The sequence below is a fragment of the Alteromonas sp. IB21 genome (genome assembly GCF_016405965.1).
In the GTDB taxonomy this organism is placed as follows: Bacteria; Pseudomonadota; Gammaproteobacteria; order Enterobacterales; family Alteromonadaceae; genus Alteromonas.
The window spans coordinates 1-18,737 of record NZ_JAEFCD010000018.1 but is presented as its reverse complement, the minus strand read 5'-3'; the positions used below and the strand labels follow the sequence as shown (position 1 = coordinate 18,737).

Sequence of the window (18,737 nt, the reverse complement as noted above, 5' to 3'; positions counted from 1 at the left end):
AGCCTTACCCCTAAAGATCTGCTCTTTGTCTTTTGCTGCCTGTCGGGACGAGTCACAATCTATCATATATGTCAGATTAGATATGAGCTACCACAGTTCAAAATATTATGCTCTATTTTACACCAATAGATGCCTGCAAGGTCTCACAATCATTCTTTTTGCTCTATGAGTATATCGATATCTTTCTCGCTGTTTGTCTGCTTACTGCTTTGCCCTATTTTGAGAGACTGGTAATACTCATCGGCACTAGGTACTCGTGAGATAAGTGCATCAATCTCCATCTTTTCTAGCTCTTGTTCAATGTCTTCGATGGTCACGTTAAAGAATTCTTTTCGTCGATTGACACGGTTTAGACGTTTATCTTCGAATACTCTGTGTAAAGTCGATTCAAGGTTTGGGGCGTCATCCGATTCTATTAACGCATGAACATCAAATGTAAAAGGAACACTGGCATCTCCCAGCTCTCTCACGCGATCCATAGGCTCTAAACGTCTTGTCATGCCTATTTTTAGTACGTCTTTACCAAAGCTGCCAATATTGGAAATAATATATACGTGTCCTTGCTTAGTTTCCTGTGCGCGGCTTTTAGCCCTTTCCATTTTCTCGTGGGCCAGTGCTAACTCCGATTTAAGCGCATCGAGCTGTTCTTGATAAGCTAGACGTTCTTCTTCCGATTTTTGCGCCATTTCAGCTTCTAATTTTGCAATGGCGTCAGCCTTGATTTGTTCTTCCTTCTCGGCTTGTTTTTGTGCCTTCATGGCTTCTTCTCGAGCTTTTTTCTCTTCGCGCTGTTGTTCCCGTATTTCGCGCTGCTCTTCCTTAGCAATTTGCTTAGCCTTCTTATAATTGATTTCTATTTCGAGGCGTTTCATTAATAGCGTTTTCATTTCGCTGTTGATTTCAGCACGACTATCAATTGCTTTGACCAAAGCTTCTGTTGCAATAATGGTCTCAGCGAGTTTTTCAGCCGCAAGATGTCCACTATTTGCCGTAACTTTTGAACACAGCATTTCAACGACACTCAAGAGCAATGCGCCGGCCATGTCTGCTTTTGCAGATATCGCGACAAACTTACCTACGTTAACATCCGCATTGTGGCCACGCACATTATCGATGGCTTCAATCGCCAATTTTTTCAGTCTGGCTTTCACCGCTTTTCTATCGTCGACATAGGACTTACTCGACTGCAAGTCTTCCTCAGTCAGCAGTTCAATATCTGCAGCATGCTGACAGCTTCTATCCGTGATGTCATCGATGAGCGCCCTGGACTCTTTAAGGCGAGCCCGTATCTCTTTATCGGCTTCTTTAAGGCGTGCTATACGTGCATCAGATGCAGCTTCACGCGCATTGATATCGTCAATTCGTCGTTCTATGTCTTGTTCTATTTCATAGGCTTGGGCCTTTGCCTCTCTAACCATTGTGACTGCACGTTTTTTTGCGTTACTGACGACCTTATTAAAGAGTTTTCGTTTCTTTGTAATGCGGTACGCGATGTAAGAGCAGATGATGATGAGCAGTGCTAGCGTGATGAGAGCAAATTTATCTTCCATGAACATTCCTATTCCTTTATGAGTTGAGCCAAGCTATGTTTGTTAGCCCACCATTCTATATATATCGCATAAGCGCTAACAGACACTACATTTAAAAGTGATTGATATTATGCACACGTTTATTGAATCCCTGTACTCTTTGGAACCATTACTTGCTTTTTCAATAGTCGCCTACCTTTTCTTTGCTCGAGGTTGCAAAGCACTGGAGGTTTATTGGAGAAGAAATAATAGGTTGTAGTTGTAATAATTAATGTGTTCAGAGCCCTCATCATTGAGGGCTTTTTTGTTGGCTGGGTATTGAACGTCAGATGACGGCGCGGGTGGCTATTGCTAAAGCGCTAGATATTAACCCCGATGACTTTCTCAGTGACGAATCTGAATGCCACCCTAACAATACGTTCGCCCTTTTCAGTGTTGGTAGTACGATATGTATAATGTTTAGTATGATTGTGTATGCAATCAACAGATGAACAGACTACTAAAACGCGTACCACGCTGCTATCTTGTTGAGGCAGTGTTAATGTTAAAACTCACACATAGGAATGGATGCCATGAAACACTTTGCCCTTATTGCCCCTCTTCTACTTTTACTTACCGGCTGTTTTGGCCCCAGCACGCTCGATACCACGTCACAAGAAACCATCAAAAGCTCCGCGCAAGACATTACCGCTGACATGACTGAGCCAGAGCGAGAGGAATTTTCCAAAGCCCTGATGTATTACTCTGTCGGTGGCCGCAACGGAGTCACGTCTCTGATGGGCTCACTTGCCGGAAACAACGATGGCACCAAACCTGAAACGCTCATGACCATCAATCTTCAGTCACTGGACGGGTTAACCGGGCAAGAAATACTTAGCAAATACCGCGCTGCTCTAGCACAAGATAAGGAAGTAAGAGAGCGCAAACGTGCTGAACAAGACGCCGCACGGGCTAAAGCTCGCGAAGAACAAGAAACGGTTCGACAACTTAAAGAAGAAGCCTTAGAACTACTCGGCAGTCGACGCTTTGAAGAGGCCTTAGATATATACCACGCCATGACCAAAATCCCATCTGCTGAAGACCTCGCCATGGCAGGCATCACCCATACCCGAATCGCCATGCGTGCGTTTACCGAAAAAATGGAGTACATGGAAAACGTTGAAATCACGGAATTTGAAGCAAAACGTATCGATACCTACCGCGATAAAGGTGTTCCAGCCATCCGTGTATCGTTAAAAAATAATGGCCACCGCTCACTCGATAAAGTCAAAGTCACCGTGTATTTCCAAGACAAAAACGGAAACACCATCTATGAAGAAGACTTCCATCCCGTTCTGGTAAGCGGATACTCAATACACAATAACAAACCACTTAAAGCCGGTTACGTCTCTGAAATGGAGGAAGGCAAATACTTTACCCTAAAATCAAAGCTCTCTGAGTGGGATGAAAGTAAGACCATTATCAAAATCGTTGATATCGCGTTCACCGCTTAACATGAGGACACACAATGCCAATTCGACTTCCATTTACGCGCCTAATAGCGACAATGATGCTGACGGCAGCGTTGGCCGGTTGCTCTGATAACAAGCGGGAATTTGTAGACAGTGATTTTGCGAATGCCACGCTCTTTTTCTGCCAAAAAACCAATTTCAGCTCAAGTCCTCTTCAAGCAAATTCATACGTGCTGTATTACGATCCTGAGACAACATTGGGCAACATAGGCCAGTTCGTTTTCATGGGCGACTATGAATGGAATGATGATGTTGAGGAAGCAAATCTTCACGGCACCACAGAGGCGATAGTAACTGATAATAACGTGCTCATCTACTTGGACCAATTAGAGAGCGATAAGACACTCCATATCACAATTGACAGAAAGACTTTAGATGTAACGTTTGATTACAAAGCGATGGAGTGCCAAAAGGTTGAACCTCAGGAGATTAACGATATTAAAGTGCAATTAGCCAATGAGCACCGGGCTTACCTCGAACGCAATGACAAGCCCAACAAAATCTAACACTCACGTATTAAAGGAATTAACCCATGATGCCTAGTAGCTCCCTCCTTATCATTATCATTAGCTCAGGCTTAATGTTTGGGTGCTCCCCTGCTAAATCTCCAGAACCACCATTGTCTGACAGTGAACTCAATACATTGACTTTACTGCAAACGGAGTACGCCCAAACAAAACAGAAATTAGACGCCTATAAGGAGGAAGTGGAACGTATCAAACACGTATCCCCCACTTATCTTAGCGATCATGTATCGTTGTTGGATTTCAGTTTCTACAAAAGCAACAACTTCGACGATAGACGTGAACGACTATGCTTTAGGGGACAGATTACTAATGGCGGTAACGAAATTATCGAGCAGCTTGATATACGGGTTGCATTAAATGATACCAATGGAAATACCATTACAGAGTGGGAGACGGCACTGGTGTCAGCTAACGAGCATGTCATCGATAAAGACCCTAACAACCCCGCTATTCAGATGAGCGTTGCTATCTTAGGGAAGCAGCTACCACTTGGCCCAAATGAAACCAAAGATCTATCCAAAGCGGGTCGCTGCATGAAAGAGGTGTACTTAAACTGGGAGGAGGAGGATGTAGACTTTGAGCTTACCAACCTGCGCTTGAGAAGCAAGCTACCAGAGGTAGACAGCCTATCGCTCATTCGAATCAACGCTGAACTGTCTCCGCTTAAATCCCGTGCTAAAGCAAATCAGCAGCTTCCGTAAGGAATGCCCTGTGGTGCTTATGAATACGTGTCGGGCAGTTTTGATGCGAAGGCGCTATTTTCGCCTTCTTTATTATGTTGCCACCTGCATTTGTTCATGATGTATATTATTTTACTGATTTATTAACGTTCCTCACGCTTTCTATCTGCTTCTGTAATGGGCCTTGTATAGAGGTTCATGGCTTCGTTTAGACATATCCACGCATGGCCCTGCCTATTTGCTTTACGTTTCTGAGGTATATGGGCGCTTAAAGGGCGTATCGTGGGCGCGTCTTCGTAATTACACAAAATAATGGGCTGAGCGGCATTGATTGTGTTGACCATCGGCTTTCCGTCCACGGCCCCGTAATACAAAGAGACATTGACCGACGCATTGCGTGTTTTACGCACGTAAAAGCGATGGGAGTGTCGTGTATCGTCTATCTGCTGAGATAGCGCCTTAAGCTGCTCATCATTGAGCCCAGAATTGCAGTTATAGAGATAATGCTTGGCCCTATCAGGCAGTAAACGTTGGTCAGCGTTCTTGTAAGCCCAATAGAAGTTCACGCTTTTAAGCGCGGTATCTGTATCAGGGCGACAATTGATGACATCGATATGGCGATACAGCTGATAAGAGATAATCTCCGCCCCACGGTGCTGGTGCAAAAACTCATGCTTTTGCAGGTGATTACGACGGTGGGCGCCTGTAACTGGATCGACATCTTGCACACACTGCTTAATCGCCGTCTTGGTGGTGTTAATGGCAACGATAGTATCAATGACGTCTTCATGGTTCTCAAGCAACAAAATACCAGGGTACTTACCTGCTACCCGGCCAGAAATATCCCGAGAAGGACGATGAAAACATTGAAGGGCATTCAGGCAGCGCATTTGTGCCTGCACATTGAACCTATCGCGGTGCCCTAGTATTAATTCACCGGCAGAGAAGGCTTTAAAATCCTCTTTGGTGACGTCGTCAATATCTGCAAAGTAAGCCGTGGGCGATAACCGCATAGCACTATACAGTGACTCATATAACTCATCTAATGTAGTGAGCAAACTGTTAAAGCGCGCAAAGTCATTCACCATCACCACATCCTCTTATCAATCAAACCTATCCCTATTGTATTATATTTACAGACCACCTTCACATGAAAACCCCCATAAAACCCACCCGCGACAGCCCAAACCTGGCATCAACCTTGAAACCCGCCCTGCCCGACCAGCCGAAGGCGGGCGCGAGTTGAGCAAGAGGGGCACCTCGGTGGTGGATGAGGGACGCCTTTCTTTCTGATACCTGTTTGAAGGTGGTCTGTAATATTAGGTTGGTATCGTTGTTTTCGGTGTTTTGCGTTTGTGTTAGTGAGCAGGCGCAGCCCTGGAGTTTGTTGGGGAAGTAGATATTTCTACCTGAAATTTCCGGAAGTCAGAAGTATTAATTGAATGCTTTTTTTCTACATTTATCGATTACATAGTCGCCGGTTGTATCGTACCTTCAGCCTTATGAAATTATCTTCATCTACGATTTACACATATTGAAAATATCAAAAAATTTAAAAATAATATCACCGCTGTAACATTAAATTGTGGTTTTGATTATGGATTACAACGAACAAAAAGCGCTAGAAAACGCTAAAAATCGAGCATTTAAACTATCTTCTCTGTTGTTCGCATCACTGTTCGGTGCACTTACTTTTTTACTTTATCAAATTGGACTAGAGGCCTTTTCTTCCTCTAGCGCCAAACAGTTGCGTGATGAATATGGGGATTCAAGCATCACTTATACGGGTCTCTACATCGGACACTTGTGCTACTTTTTTGCTAACCGTTTCTACAACCATCTGCTTAAAGATGTTAAAGGCTTTAAGGTTTGCCCATATGATGAATTTGTAAAATTAAAATGGATTATCGGCACCACTATTTTCATTATTGTTCGGACGTGGGTGGTCTCATTCACCGACATGGCCCTCTTAGCACGCGCAGCCATTATTGTGGTCACTTTGGCATTATTGATCTATTGGTTGAAAAATTGGGATTATCACGTCGAAAAACCTGGAACCGAATAGACGCTTTAGATTGATGTTCGCTTTTTTGCTTTTCGTATAGTGACATGATAACTATTGAAGGCGTGCTGCATTAATTGAACCCAGATAGGCGCTCGTACGTGAAATCTGATGATGTTTGCTGGGCGTTGCCCTCTTTGGTAAACAGAGAAACGCCCTAGTGAATATACTTATTAGCGGCGGCGCCGTAATAACAACAGCATTACACCCATTGCCAGGATAATACCCGTTTGTGGCTCTGGAACAGATACATCGGATTGTGATGGCGTGACGGTTCTAGAAACTAGGCTGCTTTCAAAATTGACGGCCAGTTGCGAACTCTCATTCAGATAAAATACAACGCGACTCGTTTGTAGGCTCGCGCTATCTTCCAGTGAAAATGAGTAAAAATCCTTCTCAATTGAGAAAGCGTCTACAGTAGAGCTCGACGATGTGTATGCGTTGCTGTGGTTTGAATAATTTGTTTTCTCAATCTCTGGTATTCTAACTATCAACTCATCGAGTAGTAAAATCACTGGGGAAATATTAAACGCTGTAAAATCAAAAAAACTATATCCCCTTACTGGCCCATATCGAGACTCTAATGTGTCGTCACCACCGCCGAACTCCCCTACTCCATTATCACCATCAAGCCAGTTGGAGTAATACATAAGTGTGTCATCATAGGTAAAGGATACTTCAATCGGGTTGGTATTTAGATTATCAAGTTCAAAGGCAATTTGTGACTCATCGAGGTAATTTACGCCATAGTATTCGTAGCCAATATAATTCAATGAATACTCATACTTTATAATGTCGGCAAACGTTGCCTTACTGATTAATAACAATAATAAGGTGGTAAGAATGTGCTTCATGCTGTTTTCCTTTTCTTGAGCAGTGAAACATTAGCAAAATATATACCTTGCCCTATATTTTGTGAGCTACAGCAAATAGGACGTAACTTATTTAATACGAATGTAAAAAAAATAGACACTTTTCTTTATCGAAAGATACGTATTTATACATAAAGAAATCAGTGTTTCACTCTTCCTTTTTGGCATGCTAGGAGAATACAAACGTAAGCAATGGGATGGACTGCTCCTCAACTTGAACTATTGTTCTTTTTTTGGTCAATATGGTAGTGGTGAGTTACCAGTATTCAAATTAGGAGAAGCCCATGGGCCAGATTATTCGAGTCGGTGTTGATATTGCAAAGTCCGTTTTTCATGTGCACGCGGTAGATAGGTTTGGTGAGCGGCAGTGGAAAGGAAAATACTGTCGAACAAAGTGGTTGGATGCTATTGAGGACAAGGTCCCTAAAGGGACTGAAATTGCAATGGAAGCCTGTGGTTCATCTCACTATTGGGACGAGAATTACAAAAACGAGGCTTTAAAGTCAAAATCATTCATGCGCAATTTGTTAAGCCTTACGTAAAAAGTAATAAAAATGATGCGATTGATGCAGAGGCAATATGTGAGGCTATGAGCCGTCCGAATATGCGCTTTGTAAGTGTGAAATCAAGTAAGCAACAAGACATAAAATCTATACACCGTATCAGGGACAAGTTGATGGTTCAAAAAGCATCCAAAGCAAATCAGATACGAGGACTGGTAAGCGAATATGGGCTAGTTGCGCCGGTGGGTATCAACAAACTGAGAGAAGCCATCCCCCTTTGGCTGGAAGATGCAGAAAATGGTTTGTCGGCGCTGTTTCGCTTGTTGCTACGTGATTTGTTTGATGACTTAAGGCAGCTCCAAGAGCGAGTTGATACGCTCGACACGCTTATTGAGAAAGAAGTCAAAAATGACCCTGTCGCACGCTCACTACTTGAATTACGAGGTATTGGAATTCTATGTGCCAGTGCATTGTCTTGTGCTATCGGTGATGCGAAAGGATATCGTAGAGGAAGGGGTTTTGCTGCTTCTATTGGTTTATCGCCGAGGCAACACAGTACCGGCGGCAAACCTAGGTTACTTGGTATCAGTAAGCGAGGCGATGGTTACTTAAGAAAGTTACTTGTACATGGTGCACGGTCAGTCATACGGCATGCTCATCGACATGATGATAATTTAAGTAAATGGATTGAAAAGCTCTGCGCATTTAAGCACATTAATACGGTAACTGTAGCGTTAGCAAACAAAACAGCGCGTGCAGCTTGGGCTATGGTAAATACAAACGAAAGTAATGATCCAGGGTTAATAGCAAGCGCTTAAACGAATTTAAAAATACGAAAAGTGTTCATCACAGTTGCAACCCAGTGAGGATTAATATTTGTTGGCACGGTAAGTTGAGCGTTAATCTGCTGCTGACGACAAAACTCTACCGCAGTGAGTCCGCTCTGTTTTTGTTGCTCAAATAGATTGAGCCAGTCTTGCACTTCTCTTCGTTGATATTGCTGCATGGTCATTCTCCTTAACAAAAAGAGAAAACCATGCCGCAGCTAATTTATGAATTGAATGTGGGGATTACCGGACGGATACATACAAACTGCTTAAATCCTCGGTATGAACTAAAAAGCAGCACAAGTAATCATTCGCGTATTTTGACGCCTAAATAAGTACTGTTAGTATCAAACTCTCATTCGTCAACCAGCCGTTGCTTCTAATGACAGAAATTAAAGGTTGAATTTGTGTAAAAATAGGAGGGGTAATTGCCGGATCGAATTTGGAACTTACATAAAATCTTTAATTCTTACTTCATTTAATTTTTTAATTAAAAAACAACTGCAAGCCAGGTAATAACTGGCCTGCAGCGCCAGTAAGATCTAAAGTTTCACTTGAACTTTGATACGTTATTTTGATAGTGATACCAACAAAGATTTTAATACCTTTTCTAATGCAACTGCATCGTCAAAGTTAACATTTTCCCAGTCAATTCCAACATCGAGCTTTGTAACATCCTCTGTTAATAATCGACGAATTGCTGAAGTTTCTGTCACTTTCACTTTTGGCATTGTAATGTATTGCTTCGCCCTGCCCGGCTTCTTAGATACGTCAGAAGGAATATATCTTTTAAACTTTCCAAGGTCTGCCAACCTATTAAGATAACGCTCTGCATCATTATATTTTTCCGCTTTCTTAATCTCTTCATAAAGCGCAATAAGGCTTGTTACTACTTTGTTTTCAAGAAGTTTATAAACAATATCAAAATGTTCATAAAGCTTGTCATAACGGAAATATGAAGTACGACTGATTCCCAAATAAGATGTCACTAACGATAAGCGTTCAGTCTGCATCTTTGCCCCTTCCAAACTTTCTAATTCGCGAACCGCTTTTGCATAACTATTTAACGCATCGGGTGGAGTTAGATCAGAGCGAGAGAAATTCTCAATGTGACGGAGCACATTAAGATTTCGTGGTTTTTCAGCATAGATTTTAACTTTAACTTTTATCAAACCACCGTAAAGGAAACGAATTGCGTAGAAACGTCTATGACCAGCTACAATAGGATAGTCAGTCATATTCTTTCTCCAAACAGAAATCGGATGAACTAGTTCACTGTGCTTTAGCGTCTCAGCTAAATTTTTAATTTCTTCTATTTCTAAATTAACGGCATCATAACGGGGGTTGTCTTTTGATAATCGGTTCTCAAGAATCCCCTTTTCACAGACAACACAATTATCCAAAGCTGCGATAGACTCATTATCTGCTTTCTGTGCAAAGGTAACGGGTAAATATCGTGAATTATCTGACTGTGGTTGTATATAATCCACCAGCACCCTATCTAATTCAGAAGATGTCTTAAAGATAGGATCGTCATGTACTTCGCTTTCTTTGGATTTGTCCCGAGCTTTGAGGTCATCCAACATCTGTTGAGATTTTTTGGATACGCCCTCCCCTGACTCAAATTGGCTTATTAAATCTTCTTGAGAATTAACTTTTCCGACTGTTCTACGTCTTGCCTTTTTAGGGCTGTTCATTATTCATTCCCCCATAAGCTACCTTCAATCAGTTCATAAAGCTTCTGCATTTCTTTTTGCGCGTGATAATTATGCACATAATTAAAATGTGACTCGTCAACAGATGGACGTTCCATAACGCGATAGCAATTTCGCTGCTGAAGCCAAAAGCGCGTCATATGTTTTCCCGTAGGACCATTTGTATCGTAAAGTTTCGCAAGTGCCACTTCATCTTTCTGAGTAAGACGTGATTTGCTTGGAACTTTATTTGGCACAACACCCACAATCTTCAGTGGAGATTTTTGTCGGTCTTCGTTGATACGATCTACTCGATTGAGCAACATAGGTACACCATCTATCGAGTCGTATTCAGGCTCAGTTGGAATTATCACATGAGTAGCGGCTCCCAACATACCAGCGCTAACCGGTGACTTACTTGGCGGGTTGTCAACAATAACGATATCGTAATCTTCCGCCAGTTCTGGAATTGAAAACCAATCGCGCATATGTGTCGAAATTTTTGAAACCAGTCTATCCGCTTGCGGTGTCAGAGCTAGTACGCGGTCAACATTACCTTCAGATGGTAACACTTTGATGTTTTCGAAGGCTGTCGGATATTCATATACTGGTGAGTCAAACAAGATATCAGTGGAAGTATTTCGACCACTCCACTCTGGATCATCAATCTCTTCTAATTCTGGGTGTAGCGGAGCAGCGTATTCATCATCGCCTGGTATAGCATCCATTTTTAAGAATGCTTTTGACGAATCTTGCTGTGAATCATAATCCAGCACTAAAACACGGCGCTTTATCCCCTTCCCGCCTGGCCCTCCGGTTGCTAACAGATATGCAATTGTTGATGCGAGAAACGTTTTTCCAACGCCTCCTTTTCTATGGTAACTAGAGAGCACCCGCAGTCCGTTGTACATTTCGTCTTTATTCATAATCTCGACCTTGTATCAGCACATAATATCAGTTTGACATGCTAACCTTTCAATGTCTCGGATCGAATCTTTTAATAATCCATTTAGAGAAGCTATTTAGTTTATTTCTTTCAATTATTGATATCTTACTGAAACCCTTTATTGGCAGTGTGTTGAGAGGTGTTGATGCCTATTAGGTTCATATGAACTCAATTAAGAAAATGTTAAGTAAATAGGCTTGTCCGGCAGGCTACGAGAGGATTGAAAGTTTGTACCTATTATTGAAACATCATCACAGGAAACCAGGACTTTGATCTCAATAAACCTAATAAATTCCTTATTTGATTTATTAATTAGAAATTTGCTGAAAGCTATTACGGGCAGGCTTTTGCGAGGTGTTAACTCTTATCAGGTTCACCTGAACCTAGTAAAGGTTTTATTTCTTATGAACTTACAACTGAATTCAACCTTTAAAATGGACTTTATAAAGATAGTTGGGTAACCTCAGGATCGAATCTACGAAATAACTGTAATCTATAACAATGGGGGAAATTATAGTGCGAGAGCTTTTTGACTTGTCAGAAAAATATGGATTTAAAGCGCCTCTGGTTAACGCTCCTGAATCACTCGATTTGAAACTGTACCTTCGTTTATGTGGAGCATTATCTATTTCACCAATTACGATAGCTGTGATTTCTGACGTCTTTATAGCTCTACAGGATATCGACGAACGCATTGCAAGTATCCATTATATCGCCGAATGTATAAATCGAAAAGTATCAAATATTCGACATCATCTGGTCACTCTTGAAAAAGCTAATCTTATAAAAAGTGAATTTATTACAACTGATCCAATACGACGTCGTAGAGGAAAGCTTTTTACATTAGCGATACCTAAAGGGCAGGCTGTAGCAGCTGCAGACTATTCATCAGTACCGGAGAGAGATAATTATCAATTGGTGTCATCTAATACCGTTGAAACTATAGATATTGGCCGGTATGACGATAAAACACGATTTATTGAGCTACAAATTGTTAGATATCTAGTTAAAGCGATGCGAACTAATCGCAAAGATAAGGCAGGTACTATCAACGTTAAACTAAAAGTAGACGGTAGAGTAAAACCAATCTCCATCACCGCACGAGCAGAAGAGGGAAGGCTTATCTATCTACCTGATATGAGCTACTACGCAGGCGCTATTACCTGGCTTATCAATCATATTTCTGAACGAGTTGAACAGGCAGATACTATTGGAGAAACATTCACATTACCACTAGAGCCTCTTATATCAATGGCGAAGGATATTCCGCTTTCAGATGCATCAGCTGGTGGTTATATGAATAATGCTATCCAATCGTTGCAGCGAATATCAGCAACTACATTTGATATGCGCGATTTATATGGACAAGACCACAGTACAATTAAAGATATTGAAATGTATTACAAGCTTTTCAGACTTGAGGCTCTTGTTACCTATGAAGATGAAAGAGAGATAGAAAAAAAAGCAGCAGTTATTCAATTTCCGCGCTCGACAGTGAAAAATATTATAGCTGCCGTGCGCGCTGAAAAATCTCTTAACGAAATGTTGTTGATTGACAGTGATATTTTCGCAACAAAGAATGAAATTGAAATTTTGTTTGGCCTATGGGCGAGGGAACATCTCATTACTGGACGTCAGGCGCAGCAGATGTATACATGGAACGAGCTTCGTGAATCAGTAGCTCCTTCGACCAGTCTAAGTGAATTTAAGCGTAAGTTTTCAAACATGGTACTTACGAATGCAGATCCCGAATATAAAGCTAAAATTCATAACGCTGTCAAAGACAAGATTGTTCGAATTATAGAGACATGCCATTTGTCTGAGCCAAGAAAAGGTGAATTAGTAGTCGAATACGGTCGGGCCACGGTACAAGGTTACCTGATCAATATTGGTTATTCACCTGAGCATGGGTCATCAGTTATAGCTTTTAGACGAGATATGTCTGCATTACATATTTTGAGCCACTTCAATAGTCAGCGATAACTTATAATTTGATACTAAAAAATCCTTGGATCGAATCTATAGCAAAGAAAATCAATAGATTAGGGCTCGGATCGAATCTATAAAAAGATCTAAATTAGATCACGATCCAACTTGATCTCTATTACCTTTCGTATAAAGATTACATCTGTTAAAGACATTCTCTCACTTTTATTAAATCTTTAACTTGCTCATTGAAGAGCAACATAAATTATTTGGGAAGATAAGAAGCGCTTAAAAGACAAAACCCGTGAAGTGTTGGCGCACTGCACGGGTCTTAGGATGTAACTTTTTCGAACGAGTTACACATCCGATTCTAGCGGATTGATCGATCACGTCAACTGTTAGGGCGTTTTTTATCAACAATAACTCGATTTGTTGGTAAAAAAATGAGAAAAAACACAGAATTTGTGTTCATGAGCACGGGGCTTTTTGAACATCTCAATGAAACAGAGTCATATGTTTTCTCTTTTGTTACTTATTTTGCTTGTGACAAGCAAAAGGGGCAAATATTTAAACGTAGCACAGCAAGTCTCTGTAAAAACCTTGGATACTCCGCAAACACAATCAGGTCAACAATCGATAAGCTTGTAGAGAAGAACTTCTTAGCACGTGCTGAAAAACCTGACATCAAAAATAAAGTTCTTCGTTATAGCTACTTTGACGACATATCACACTATTTAGTAATTGGTACTCATCAGTATGCACAGGAGTTCTCATCTGAATTGTCAGAAATCTTAAACTGTCTAAGGAAAAGCAATAAACATAAACAACCAGACCTGAGAAATATATTCTTCAAAGTTTATGTGAACGCGCTGCAAGCCTCTACAAAATGTGAAAAGTGGAAGCGCAATCAATCTCGGCACCTCCATAAAACACTAGTTTTGCACGGGTACCTTCACAATAAAATCAAATTCAGAGACAAATTTGATAAATCGACCTTGTCACTAAGTGTGCCTTATTTATCAGCAATGATGCAGTGGTCAAGAAATACCATAAGACGGGTAATCAATACACTTGTCGAACTCGGACTAGTAACACTTAAGCTAGACGGCAAACGAATTACATTTACACGCGTTAGGATAGCTGAGCGAGTAAGGGCAGGGTACAAGCAGCTAAAATCTCGGCTTTTTGACATAAAACAAAAATCTCAAGGTAAGACTCGTCATTCAATAAATAAGCCAACGGAACTCACTCGGCCAGGTAAAAAAGCTACCCCAGCGGAACATGCGTACTATCTGGCTGAAATGAGAAAAGCACAGAACTACTGAACCACATCAACTCCCTGAAATCCAGACTTTGTTCTGGAGATTTTTTGTGCCTGAAATTCGTTTACGTTTGATATTTACACAATCTAGCACAGTTAATGCTGTGTAATTCTTATTATCTCATAAAAAACTATCAGAGTAGGGGAACATAATGGATTCAAAATTTTATTAAAGTGCAATAGATGCCATCCATACGCACCTATTCAAAACAGATACCATCCATAATGATATTGCGCCATAGAAACTCTTTGAATTCCACTCACGTTAATAAAACGCCAAACCTAAGTACATTAGAATAAGATAGAAAGAGAAAGAAAAGGGTAGAGGGGGTCAACCCAATCACAGATATTTTTCTTAAAGGATACTTATTTGCTTAGTCAGAAATCACAATCTTTTCTGTGCTGACCCATCTGAATTAAATGCATTGATATAAAAGTACTCAGAAGTCTTCGGTTTCCATACTTACTCGAGCGTTATGGACTTGCAGTAAGTGCTTTTTCTAAGTCAAACACACTGGGGAAGTCACAGTTAAAAAATATCAAAAACAATGTCTAGCCTTAGAATTTATTCCGTCTTGTAAATTGAAAACAATATTGAGTGAGGAACTTATGAAAGAATATTTAATGATGCCGATTGAACAAAAATAGTTATAGTCTCACACTACAAATCAATACCTAATTTTAGCAGCTGAAACTAAATAGTAGTTCTATTACTTACAACCAAATCGCAAATAATTTCGTTGAAAAGCATTCGCATATTCTCAGTGGTATGCTTATCTGGTTTTGGGGTTTCCCATACAGTTTGCAAGGCCGCAGAGGCATTAACAACAGATTCAGAGTATAACATCTGATTCATATACATATGACTACCAAATACTGCCGGCATTATTTTCATCAACTTCTTTGACTCCTCTTTTTTTAGGTCATACATCGACACCATAACCTTGACACTGTGAAATTTCTTTCCGTTTGAATGCTTATCTACAAGTTGGGTAGCTATTTCCAGAAATTGTTTAGTGACAACTAAATCAAGCATACGGGGAGGGCATGGGATTATGATATTATCTACACTGAGAAGTGTCTGCAGACCGTTCATCCCAAGGCTTGGCGGTGCATCTAAAAAAATGAAATCATAGTTACCCTTTACGGAGTCAATGGCAACTTTCAAAGATTGAAAGTATTTCACAAGGTCTATATCGTCGCTACTGACTTGGTTGTATACATCAAACTCGGAACTAGACAAATGATGCGTCGCGCGGATAATTTGCAAGTTATCGAAGTGGGTTTCACGTATCGCATAATCAAGCGTTGTCTCTTCTGAATCTAAAGTTGAAGACAAAATGGTGTCATTTTCATCGAAGTCACCATTGCCAACGGTGCTAAAAAAAGCGCTCGTACTTGCTTGGCTATCCATATCTATTATTAATACTTCGTAGCCGATCACGGCGCAGTACTGTGCGATGTTAACAGCCGTAGTCGTTTTGCCAACTCCCCCTTTAGGGTTATATAGCGCAGTAGTAATACCTAGATGTTCTTTAGGTCTATTTCTCTTCAACTTAGGAGCAATTTTGAAGTGATCACGTAAGAGGTTCACTTGCTCTAACGTATAACCTATTCTACGCCCTGTATCAGGGTTCACTTCCGGCTTTTTAATAACACCGTCTTCTTCAGCTTTGTATAAAGTTGATGTAGTCCTATTAATAAAATTGCACACCTCTTTGGTAGAAAAATATCTCATTTTTTTCTCAGTCTGCAGTGAGCTCTCTACCTTTGTAGCGTGCTCTATAAGTATGCCCACCACGTCTTTGACTGCTTTTAAAGTTGTTTTTTCCACTTGATTTAGACCCTATTTTCCATATAAAAATGCGGAATACGTGCAACGGAGAGTCAGTTCTGTCGGTTCGGTTTTACCCGATCACTTCTTCTTCGCCCCTACCGGTGTTTTTCCTTTAGTGGTTGGAATAGTCCAGACCTTGCATACCTCAAAGAATAAGAAAAGTTAATATAAAGTGTAGTTACATTTGTTAAATTTTATTAGAGTCGAGCGCGAGAAAGATTTTAATGGAAAAATGAAGCCTCCGAAAAGAGCTTGTAGTGCTCGACTGTTGAAGACAGTAATGTTGAAAACTCGCAGTTGTAAGTCTCGCTTTAATGATTTACCAAACTTAGGGATGGTGTGATCTAGTCCCTGATGTGAAATCATAGCTGTACAGTAAAGCACAACCACCGAAGAGCCAAAAGTCTCTTTCGCTGATGGTGAGTTTTACAGCAAGCGCTGGCAAACCCTTGAAAAGATTGTCTTATTCCTAATGGAGAACCTGCTGCCAAGGTCTGAACTGCTGTCTATAATTGTAGCCTTTCTAAAGCCAGGAGGGCAATGGAATATGCGTTATATGAAATTGGCTCAATAAGCAAGTTTGTGCGACTGCCACAGGATAATGCAGCTCCTGACCACACTGCCATCATGAATTTCCGGCACTTACTTGAAAAAAACAAATTCACGCGTAGGTTACTTAAAATCGGAAGCCTATGACTGTCGGGTTGTGGTGTGATGACGACAAAGGGTACGACGTTTGATGCGAAGATAGTCTCGTATAATGACTAATTTGTACGATTTAATCGCAATTTACCATGTACTAGTATGTCGACTTCATCATGAGGTTGCAACGCTCAGCAACCAAGAAACGTCGTTCTGCATTCATCACTAACGATGTAGTTATCGTTTAGCACCTCAGCGCTTTTACGCTTACTGGATAGATACAACATCCGTTTCAGCTTGTCGTTCGTTAGCAGTAACAACCGAAATTATCTCGCTGGTAACCAGTAAATCACCCATTCAACCATTTCTTGTACCAAAATTTTTAGGGCGAGGAGGCATCACCATAGAATTCATATCATCGCCACTGGCGCATGTGGTACTTCCATATCCACTTCAATTGAAGTAATAGAAGGATGCTCATTATCATTACTTATGTTTTTTCACCTACCGACATTTTTCACCTTGTACATACCAAAGTACGCTGGGACGCAAAAATGTCACTTGGGACACAAACGTGTCACTAAGAAAAACAAAAAATTAAACTCCGCAAACAATTAGGGACACAAAAATGTCACTTGGGACACAAAAATGTCACTTGGGACACAAACGTGTCACTAAACCAATAAGAATACGGCTAACACGCATGCTTTGTCTGTTAGGAGGCCAAATCATGGTGCCAACATATTTAGTGAACAACTACCATCATTTCAACATTTTTATCAAGAAGGTTATAAATAACCTACCTAGCTTACTAATCATAAGTAAAAGGTGTTAAAAGTCATGAGCTTAATGGTAGAGGGGGTAAAATAAAAGATTTATATCGAAAATGAAAATTTTTGAAACGAGGAGTTGTGAAGGCTTTTTTTGTGAGAAGAAGGTTATATATAACCTACCAATACACTTAAAGCCTCAAAAAAAGCAATAGATACAGCAACTTAATTCATATTCTATAGAATAAATAATAATGATAATTTTACTAAAAAATAGTGTTAAGCAAATCAATAAAATTAAAATAGCGAGCACTAAAAATAATTAATCTATATTAATCAGTGGCTTGGCTTCGATTAGCTTTGAAAGAACGAATTTAGAAATGACAACTCAAAATATATTTTTTATTGTTCGGTAGGTTATTAAATTATTACATACTACTTTCCTAAGAAATTTTCGGAAAAAAAGGCCTAATTTCATCATGCTGAGAGTTAACGTAAGCCCAAAGAGTAACCAAATAACTATACCAAAGTATTCTTTGGTGGAACTTGTCTCTGATATTACCTACAGACGGACATAAGGAGACAGGCTGCTTCTGAAAGTTGTCGTTGATGCTATCAATGCGGTTTTGGACAAGTCGCCATGAGCAGGCTTCTGGAAGTGTTTTGGCTGAATGCGTTTCAAAGGCTTTCCCTTCAGCTACAAGCGCGTCTATCGCGTTTACTGCCAGATGGGATTGAACCTGAGACGCAGAACTAAATGGGTACTGCCCAAGCGAATAGCCCAGCCATTAGAAGTGCTGGATCAGGCAAACCATCAATGGGCGTTGGACTTTATGCATGACACGTTATATTGCGGTAAACGGTTCCGAACACTGAATGTAGTGGATGAAGGCACGCGAGAGTGCCTCGCTATTGAAGTTGATACGTCTTTGCCCGCTGGCCGTGTCGTACGCGTGTTAGAACAGCTTAAGTCTGAGCGAGGATTACCAACTCAGCTACGTGTGGATAATGACCCAGAGCTAATTTCGGCGACGCTGCATGTTCCGGCCCATTCCGATCACCCATTTCGGTTCAATCCGATCACTGATTT

At 40.7% G+C, this 18,737-nt stretch carries 15 protein-coding genes and 2 pseudogenes; 10 read left to right on the top strand and 7 right to left on the bottom strand.

All coding sequences use genetic code 11. From position 1 onward, the window contains the following. Positions 1 to 149 precede the first annotated feature (149 nt). Complete coding sequence (locus tag JC525_RS12800) at positions 150 to 1,550, bottom strand: GIY-YIG nuclease family protein (protein ID WP_198816196.1); 1,401 nt, start codon at positions 1,548 to 1,550, stop codon at positions 150 to 152. A 551-nt stretch (positions 1,551 to 2,101) separates the two neighbouring features. Between JC525_RS12800 and JC525_RS12795 the strand changes: the two genes are divergently transcribed. Genes JC525_RS12795 through JC525_RS12785 form a run of 3 tightly spaced genes read left to right on the top strand, consistent with a single transcriptional unit; the run spans position 2,102 to position 4,268 of the window. Beyond that, the gene (locus JC525_RS12795) at positions 2,102 to 3,022 is read left to right on the top strand and encodes a DUF6694 family lipoprotein (RefSeq protein WP_198816195.1); all 921 of its coding nucleotides are present in this window, start codon (positions 2,102 to 2,104) and stop codon (positions 3,020 to 3,022) included. 14 nt (positions 3,023 to 3,036) lie between these two features. After that, positions 3,037 to 3,546, top strand: coding sequence for a hypothetical protein (locus JC525_RS12790; RefSeq protein WP_198816194.1), 510 nt, complete (start codon positions 3,037 to 3,039; stop codon positions 3,544 to 3,546). A gap of 26 nt (positions 3,547 to 3,572) precedes the next feature. After that, positions 3,573 to 4,268: a hypothetical protein gene (locus tag JC525_RS12785; RefSeq protein ID WP_198816193.1), complete on the top strand. Its 696-nt coding sequence runs from the start codon at positions 3,573 to 3,575 to the stop codon at positions 4,266 to 4,268. Between the two features lie 122 nt (positions 4,269 to 4,390). On the opposite strand, the gene JC525_RS12780 is transcribed toward JC525_RS12785, so the two are convergent. After that, positions 4,391 to 5,335, bottom strand: a complete 945-nt coding sequence (locus JC525_RS12780) for a DNA replication terminus site-binding protein (RefSeq protein WP_198816192.1) — start codon at positions 5,333 to 5,335, stop codon at positions 4,391 to 4,393. A gap of 509 nt (positions 5,336 to 5,844) precedes the next feature. Here JC525_RS12780 and JC525_RS12775 point away from each other — a divergent pair. Then, positions 5,845 to 6,312, top strand: a complete 468-nt coding sequence (locus tag JC525_RS12775; RefSeq protein ID WP_198816191.1) for a hypothetical protein — start codon at positions 5,845 to 5,847, stop codon at positions 6,310 to 6,312. Between the two features lie 170 nt (positions 6,313 to 6,482). Here JC525_RS12775 and JC525_RS12770 read toward each other — a convergent pair whose 3' ends face one another. After that, the gene (locus JC525_RS12770) at positions 6,483 to 7,163 is read right to left on the bottom strand and encodes a PEP-CTERM sorting domain-containing protein (protein ID WP_198816190.1); all 681 of its coding nucleotides are present in this window, start codon (positions 7,161 to 7,163) and stop codon (positions 6,483 to 6,485) included. Between the two features lie 302 nt (positions 7,164 to 7,465). Between JC525_RS12770 and JC525_RS12765 the strand changes: the two genes are divergently transcribed. Both JC525_RS12765 and JC525_RS12760 read left to right on the top strand, forming a co-directional pair. Beyond that, a complete protein-coding gene (locus JC525_RS12765) occupies positions 7,466 to 7,723 on the top strand; it encodes a hypothetical protein (protein WP_198816189.1) in 258 nt (85 codons plus the stop codon). After that, positions 7,651 to 8,502, top strand: a complete 852-nt coding sequence (locus JC525_RS12760) for an IS110 family transposase (protein ID WP_198816188.1) — start codon at positions 7,651 to 7,653, stop codon at positions 8,500 to 8,502. Before JC525_RS12765 ends, JC525_RS12760 begins: the two co-directional genes overlap by 73 nt. Here JC525_RS12760 and tnpA read toward each other — a convergent pair. From tnpA to JC525_RS12745, 3 genes are all read right to left on the bottom strand, one after another. Further along, positions 8,499 to 8,690 carry an IS66 family insertion sequence element accessory protein TnpA gene (tnpA, locus tag JC525_RS12755; protein WP_198816187.1) on the bottom strand — a complete coding sequence of 64 codons (192 nt, stop codon included), beginning with the start codon at positions 8,688 to 8,690 and terminating at the stop codon, positions 8,499 to 8,501. The genes JC525_RS12760 and tnpA overlap by 4 nt on opposite strands. A gap of 390 nt (positions 8,691 to 9,080) precedes the next feature. Beyond that, positions 9,081 to 10,208 carry a ParB/RepB/Spo0J family partition protein gene (locus JC525_RS12750; protein ID WP_198816186.1) on the bottom strand — a complete coding sequence of 376 codons (1,128 nt, stop codon included), beginning with the start codon at positions 10,206 to 10,208 and terminating at the stop codon, positions 9,081 to 9,083. Continuing rightward, positions 10,208 to 11,131 (bottom strand): ParA family protein, encoded by a 924-nt coding sequence (locus JC525_RS12745; protein ID WP_069945549.1) that lies wholly within the window; start codon positions 11,129 to 11,131, stop codon positions 10,208 to 10,210. The genes JC525_RS12750 and JC525_RS12745 overlap by 1 nt, the downstream gene beginning before the upstream one ends. A 536-nt stretch (positions 11,132 to 11,667) precedes the next feature. Here JC525_RS12745 and JC525_RS12740 point away from each other — a divergent pair. Both JC525_RS12740 and JC525_RS12735 read left to right on the top strand, forming a co-directional pair. Beyond that, positions 11,668 to 13,134 (top strand): hypothetical protein, encoded by a 1,467-nt coding sequence (locus tag JC525_RS12740; RefSeq protein ID WP_198816185.1) that lies wholly within the window; start codon positions 11,668 to 11,670, stop codon positions 13,132 to 13,134. Between the two features lie 386 nt (positions 13,135 to 13,520). Next, on the top strand, positions 13,521 to 14,402 hold the full coding sequence (locus tag JC525_RS12735) for a hypothetical protein (protein WP_198816184.1): 882 nt from the start codon (positions 13,521 to 13,523) through the stop codon (positions 14,400 to 14,402). A 690-nt stretch (positions 14,403 to 15,092) separates the two neighbouring features. On the opposite strand, the gene JC525_RS12730 is transcribed toward JC525_RS12735, so the two are convergent. After that, positions 15,093 to 16,232, bottom strand: a complete 1,140-nt coding sequence (locus JC525_RS12730; protein WP_198816183.1) for an AAA family ATPase — start codon at positions 16,230 to 16,232, stop codon at positions 15,093 to 15,095. A gap of 540 nt (positions 16,233 to 16,772) precedes the next feature. On the opposite strand from JC525_RS12730, the pseudogene JC525_RS20245 reads away from it, so the two are divergent. Both JC525_RS20245 and JC525_RS12720 read left to right on the top strand, forming a co-directional pair. Beyond that, positions 16,773 to 16,893 (top strand): annotated as a pseudogene (locus JC525_RS20245) (IS5/IS1182 family transposase); the annotation flags it as partial. A 1,356-nt stretch (positions 16,894 to 18,249) separates the two neighbouring features. Beyond that, positions 18,250 to 18,737: pseudogene (locus JC525_RS12720) on the top strand (DDE-type integrase/transposase/recombinase); the annotation flags it as partial.

What these genes read in the sequence shown, in the direction of transcription:
- JC525_RS12765 (WP_198816189.1), top strand. Translation starts at nt 7,466, where the DNA reads ATGGGCCAGATTATTCGAGTCGGTGTTGATATTGCAAAGTCCGTTTTT.
- JC525_RS12800 (WP_198816196.1), bottom strand. Translation starts at nt 1,550, where the DNA reads ATGGAAGATAAATTTGCTCTCATCACGCTAGCACTGCTCATCATCATC.
- JC525_RS12750 (WP_198816186.1), bottom strand. Translation starts at nt 10,208, where the DNA reads ATGAACAGCCCTAAAAAGGCAAGACGTAGAACAGTCGGAAAAGTTAAT.
- JC525_RS12775 (WP_198816191.1), top strand. Translation starts at nt 5,845, where the DNA reads ATGGATTACAACGAACAAAAAGCGCTAGAAAACGCTAAAAATCGAGCA.
- JC525_RS12735 (WP_198816184.1), top strand. Translation starts at nt 13,521, where the DNA reads ATGAGAAAAAACACAGAATTTGTGTTCATGAGCACGGGGCTTTTTGAA.
- JC525_RS12785 (WP_198816193.1), top strand. Translation starts at nt 3,573, where the DNA reads ATGATGCCTAGTAGCTCCCTCCTTATCATTATCATTAGCTCAGGCTTA.
- JC525_RS12780 (WP_198816192.1), bottom strand. Translation starts at nt 5,335, where the DNA reads ATGGTGAATGACTTTGCGCGCTTTAACAGTTTGCTCACTACATTAGAT.
- JC525_RS12790 (WP_198816194.1), top strand. Translation starts at nt 3,037, where the DNA reads ATGCCAATTCGACTTCCATTTACGCGCCTAATAGCGACAATGATGCTG.
- tnpA (WP_198816187.1), bottom strand. Translation starts at nt 8,690, where the DNA reads ATGCAGCAATATCAACGAAGAGAAGTGCAAGACTGGCTCAATCTATTT.
- JC525_RS12795 (WP_198816195.1), top strand. Translation starts at nt 2,102, where the DNA reads ATGAAACACTTTGCCCTTATTGCCCCTCTTCTACTTTTACTTACCGGC.
- JC525_RS12745 (WP_069945549.1), bottom strand. Translation starts at nt 11,131, where the DNA reads ATGAATAAAGACGAAATGTACAACGGACTGCGGGTGCTCTCTAGTTAC.
- JC525_RS12770 (WP_198816190.1), bottom strand. Translation starts at nt 7,163, where the DNA reads ATGAAGCACATTCTTACCACCTTATTATTGTTATTAATCAGTAAGGCA.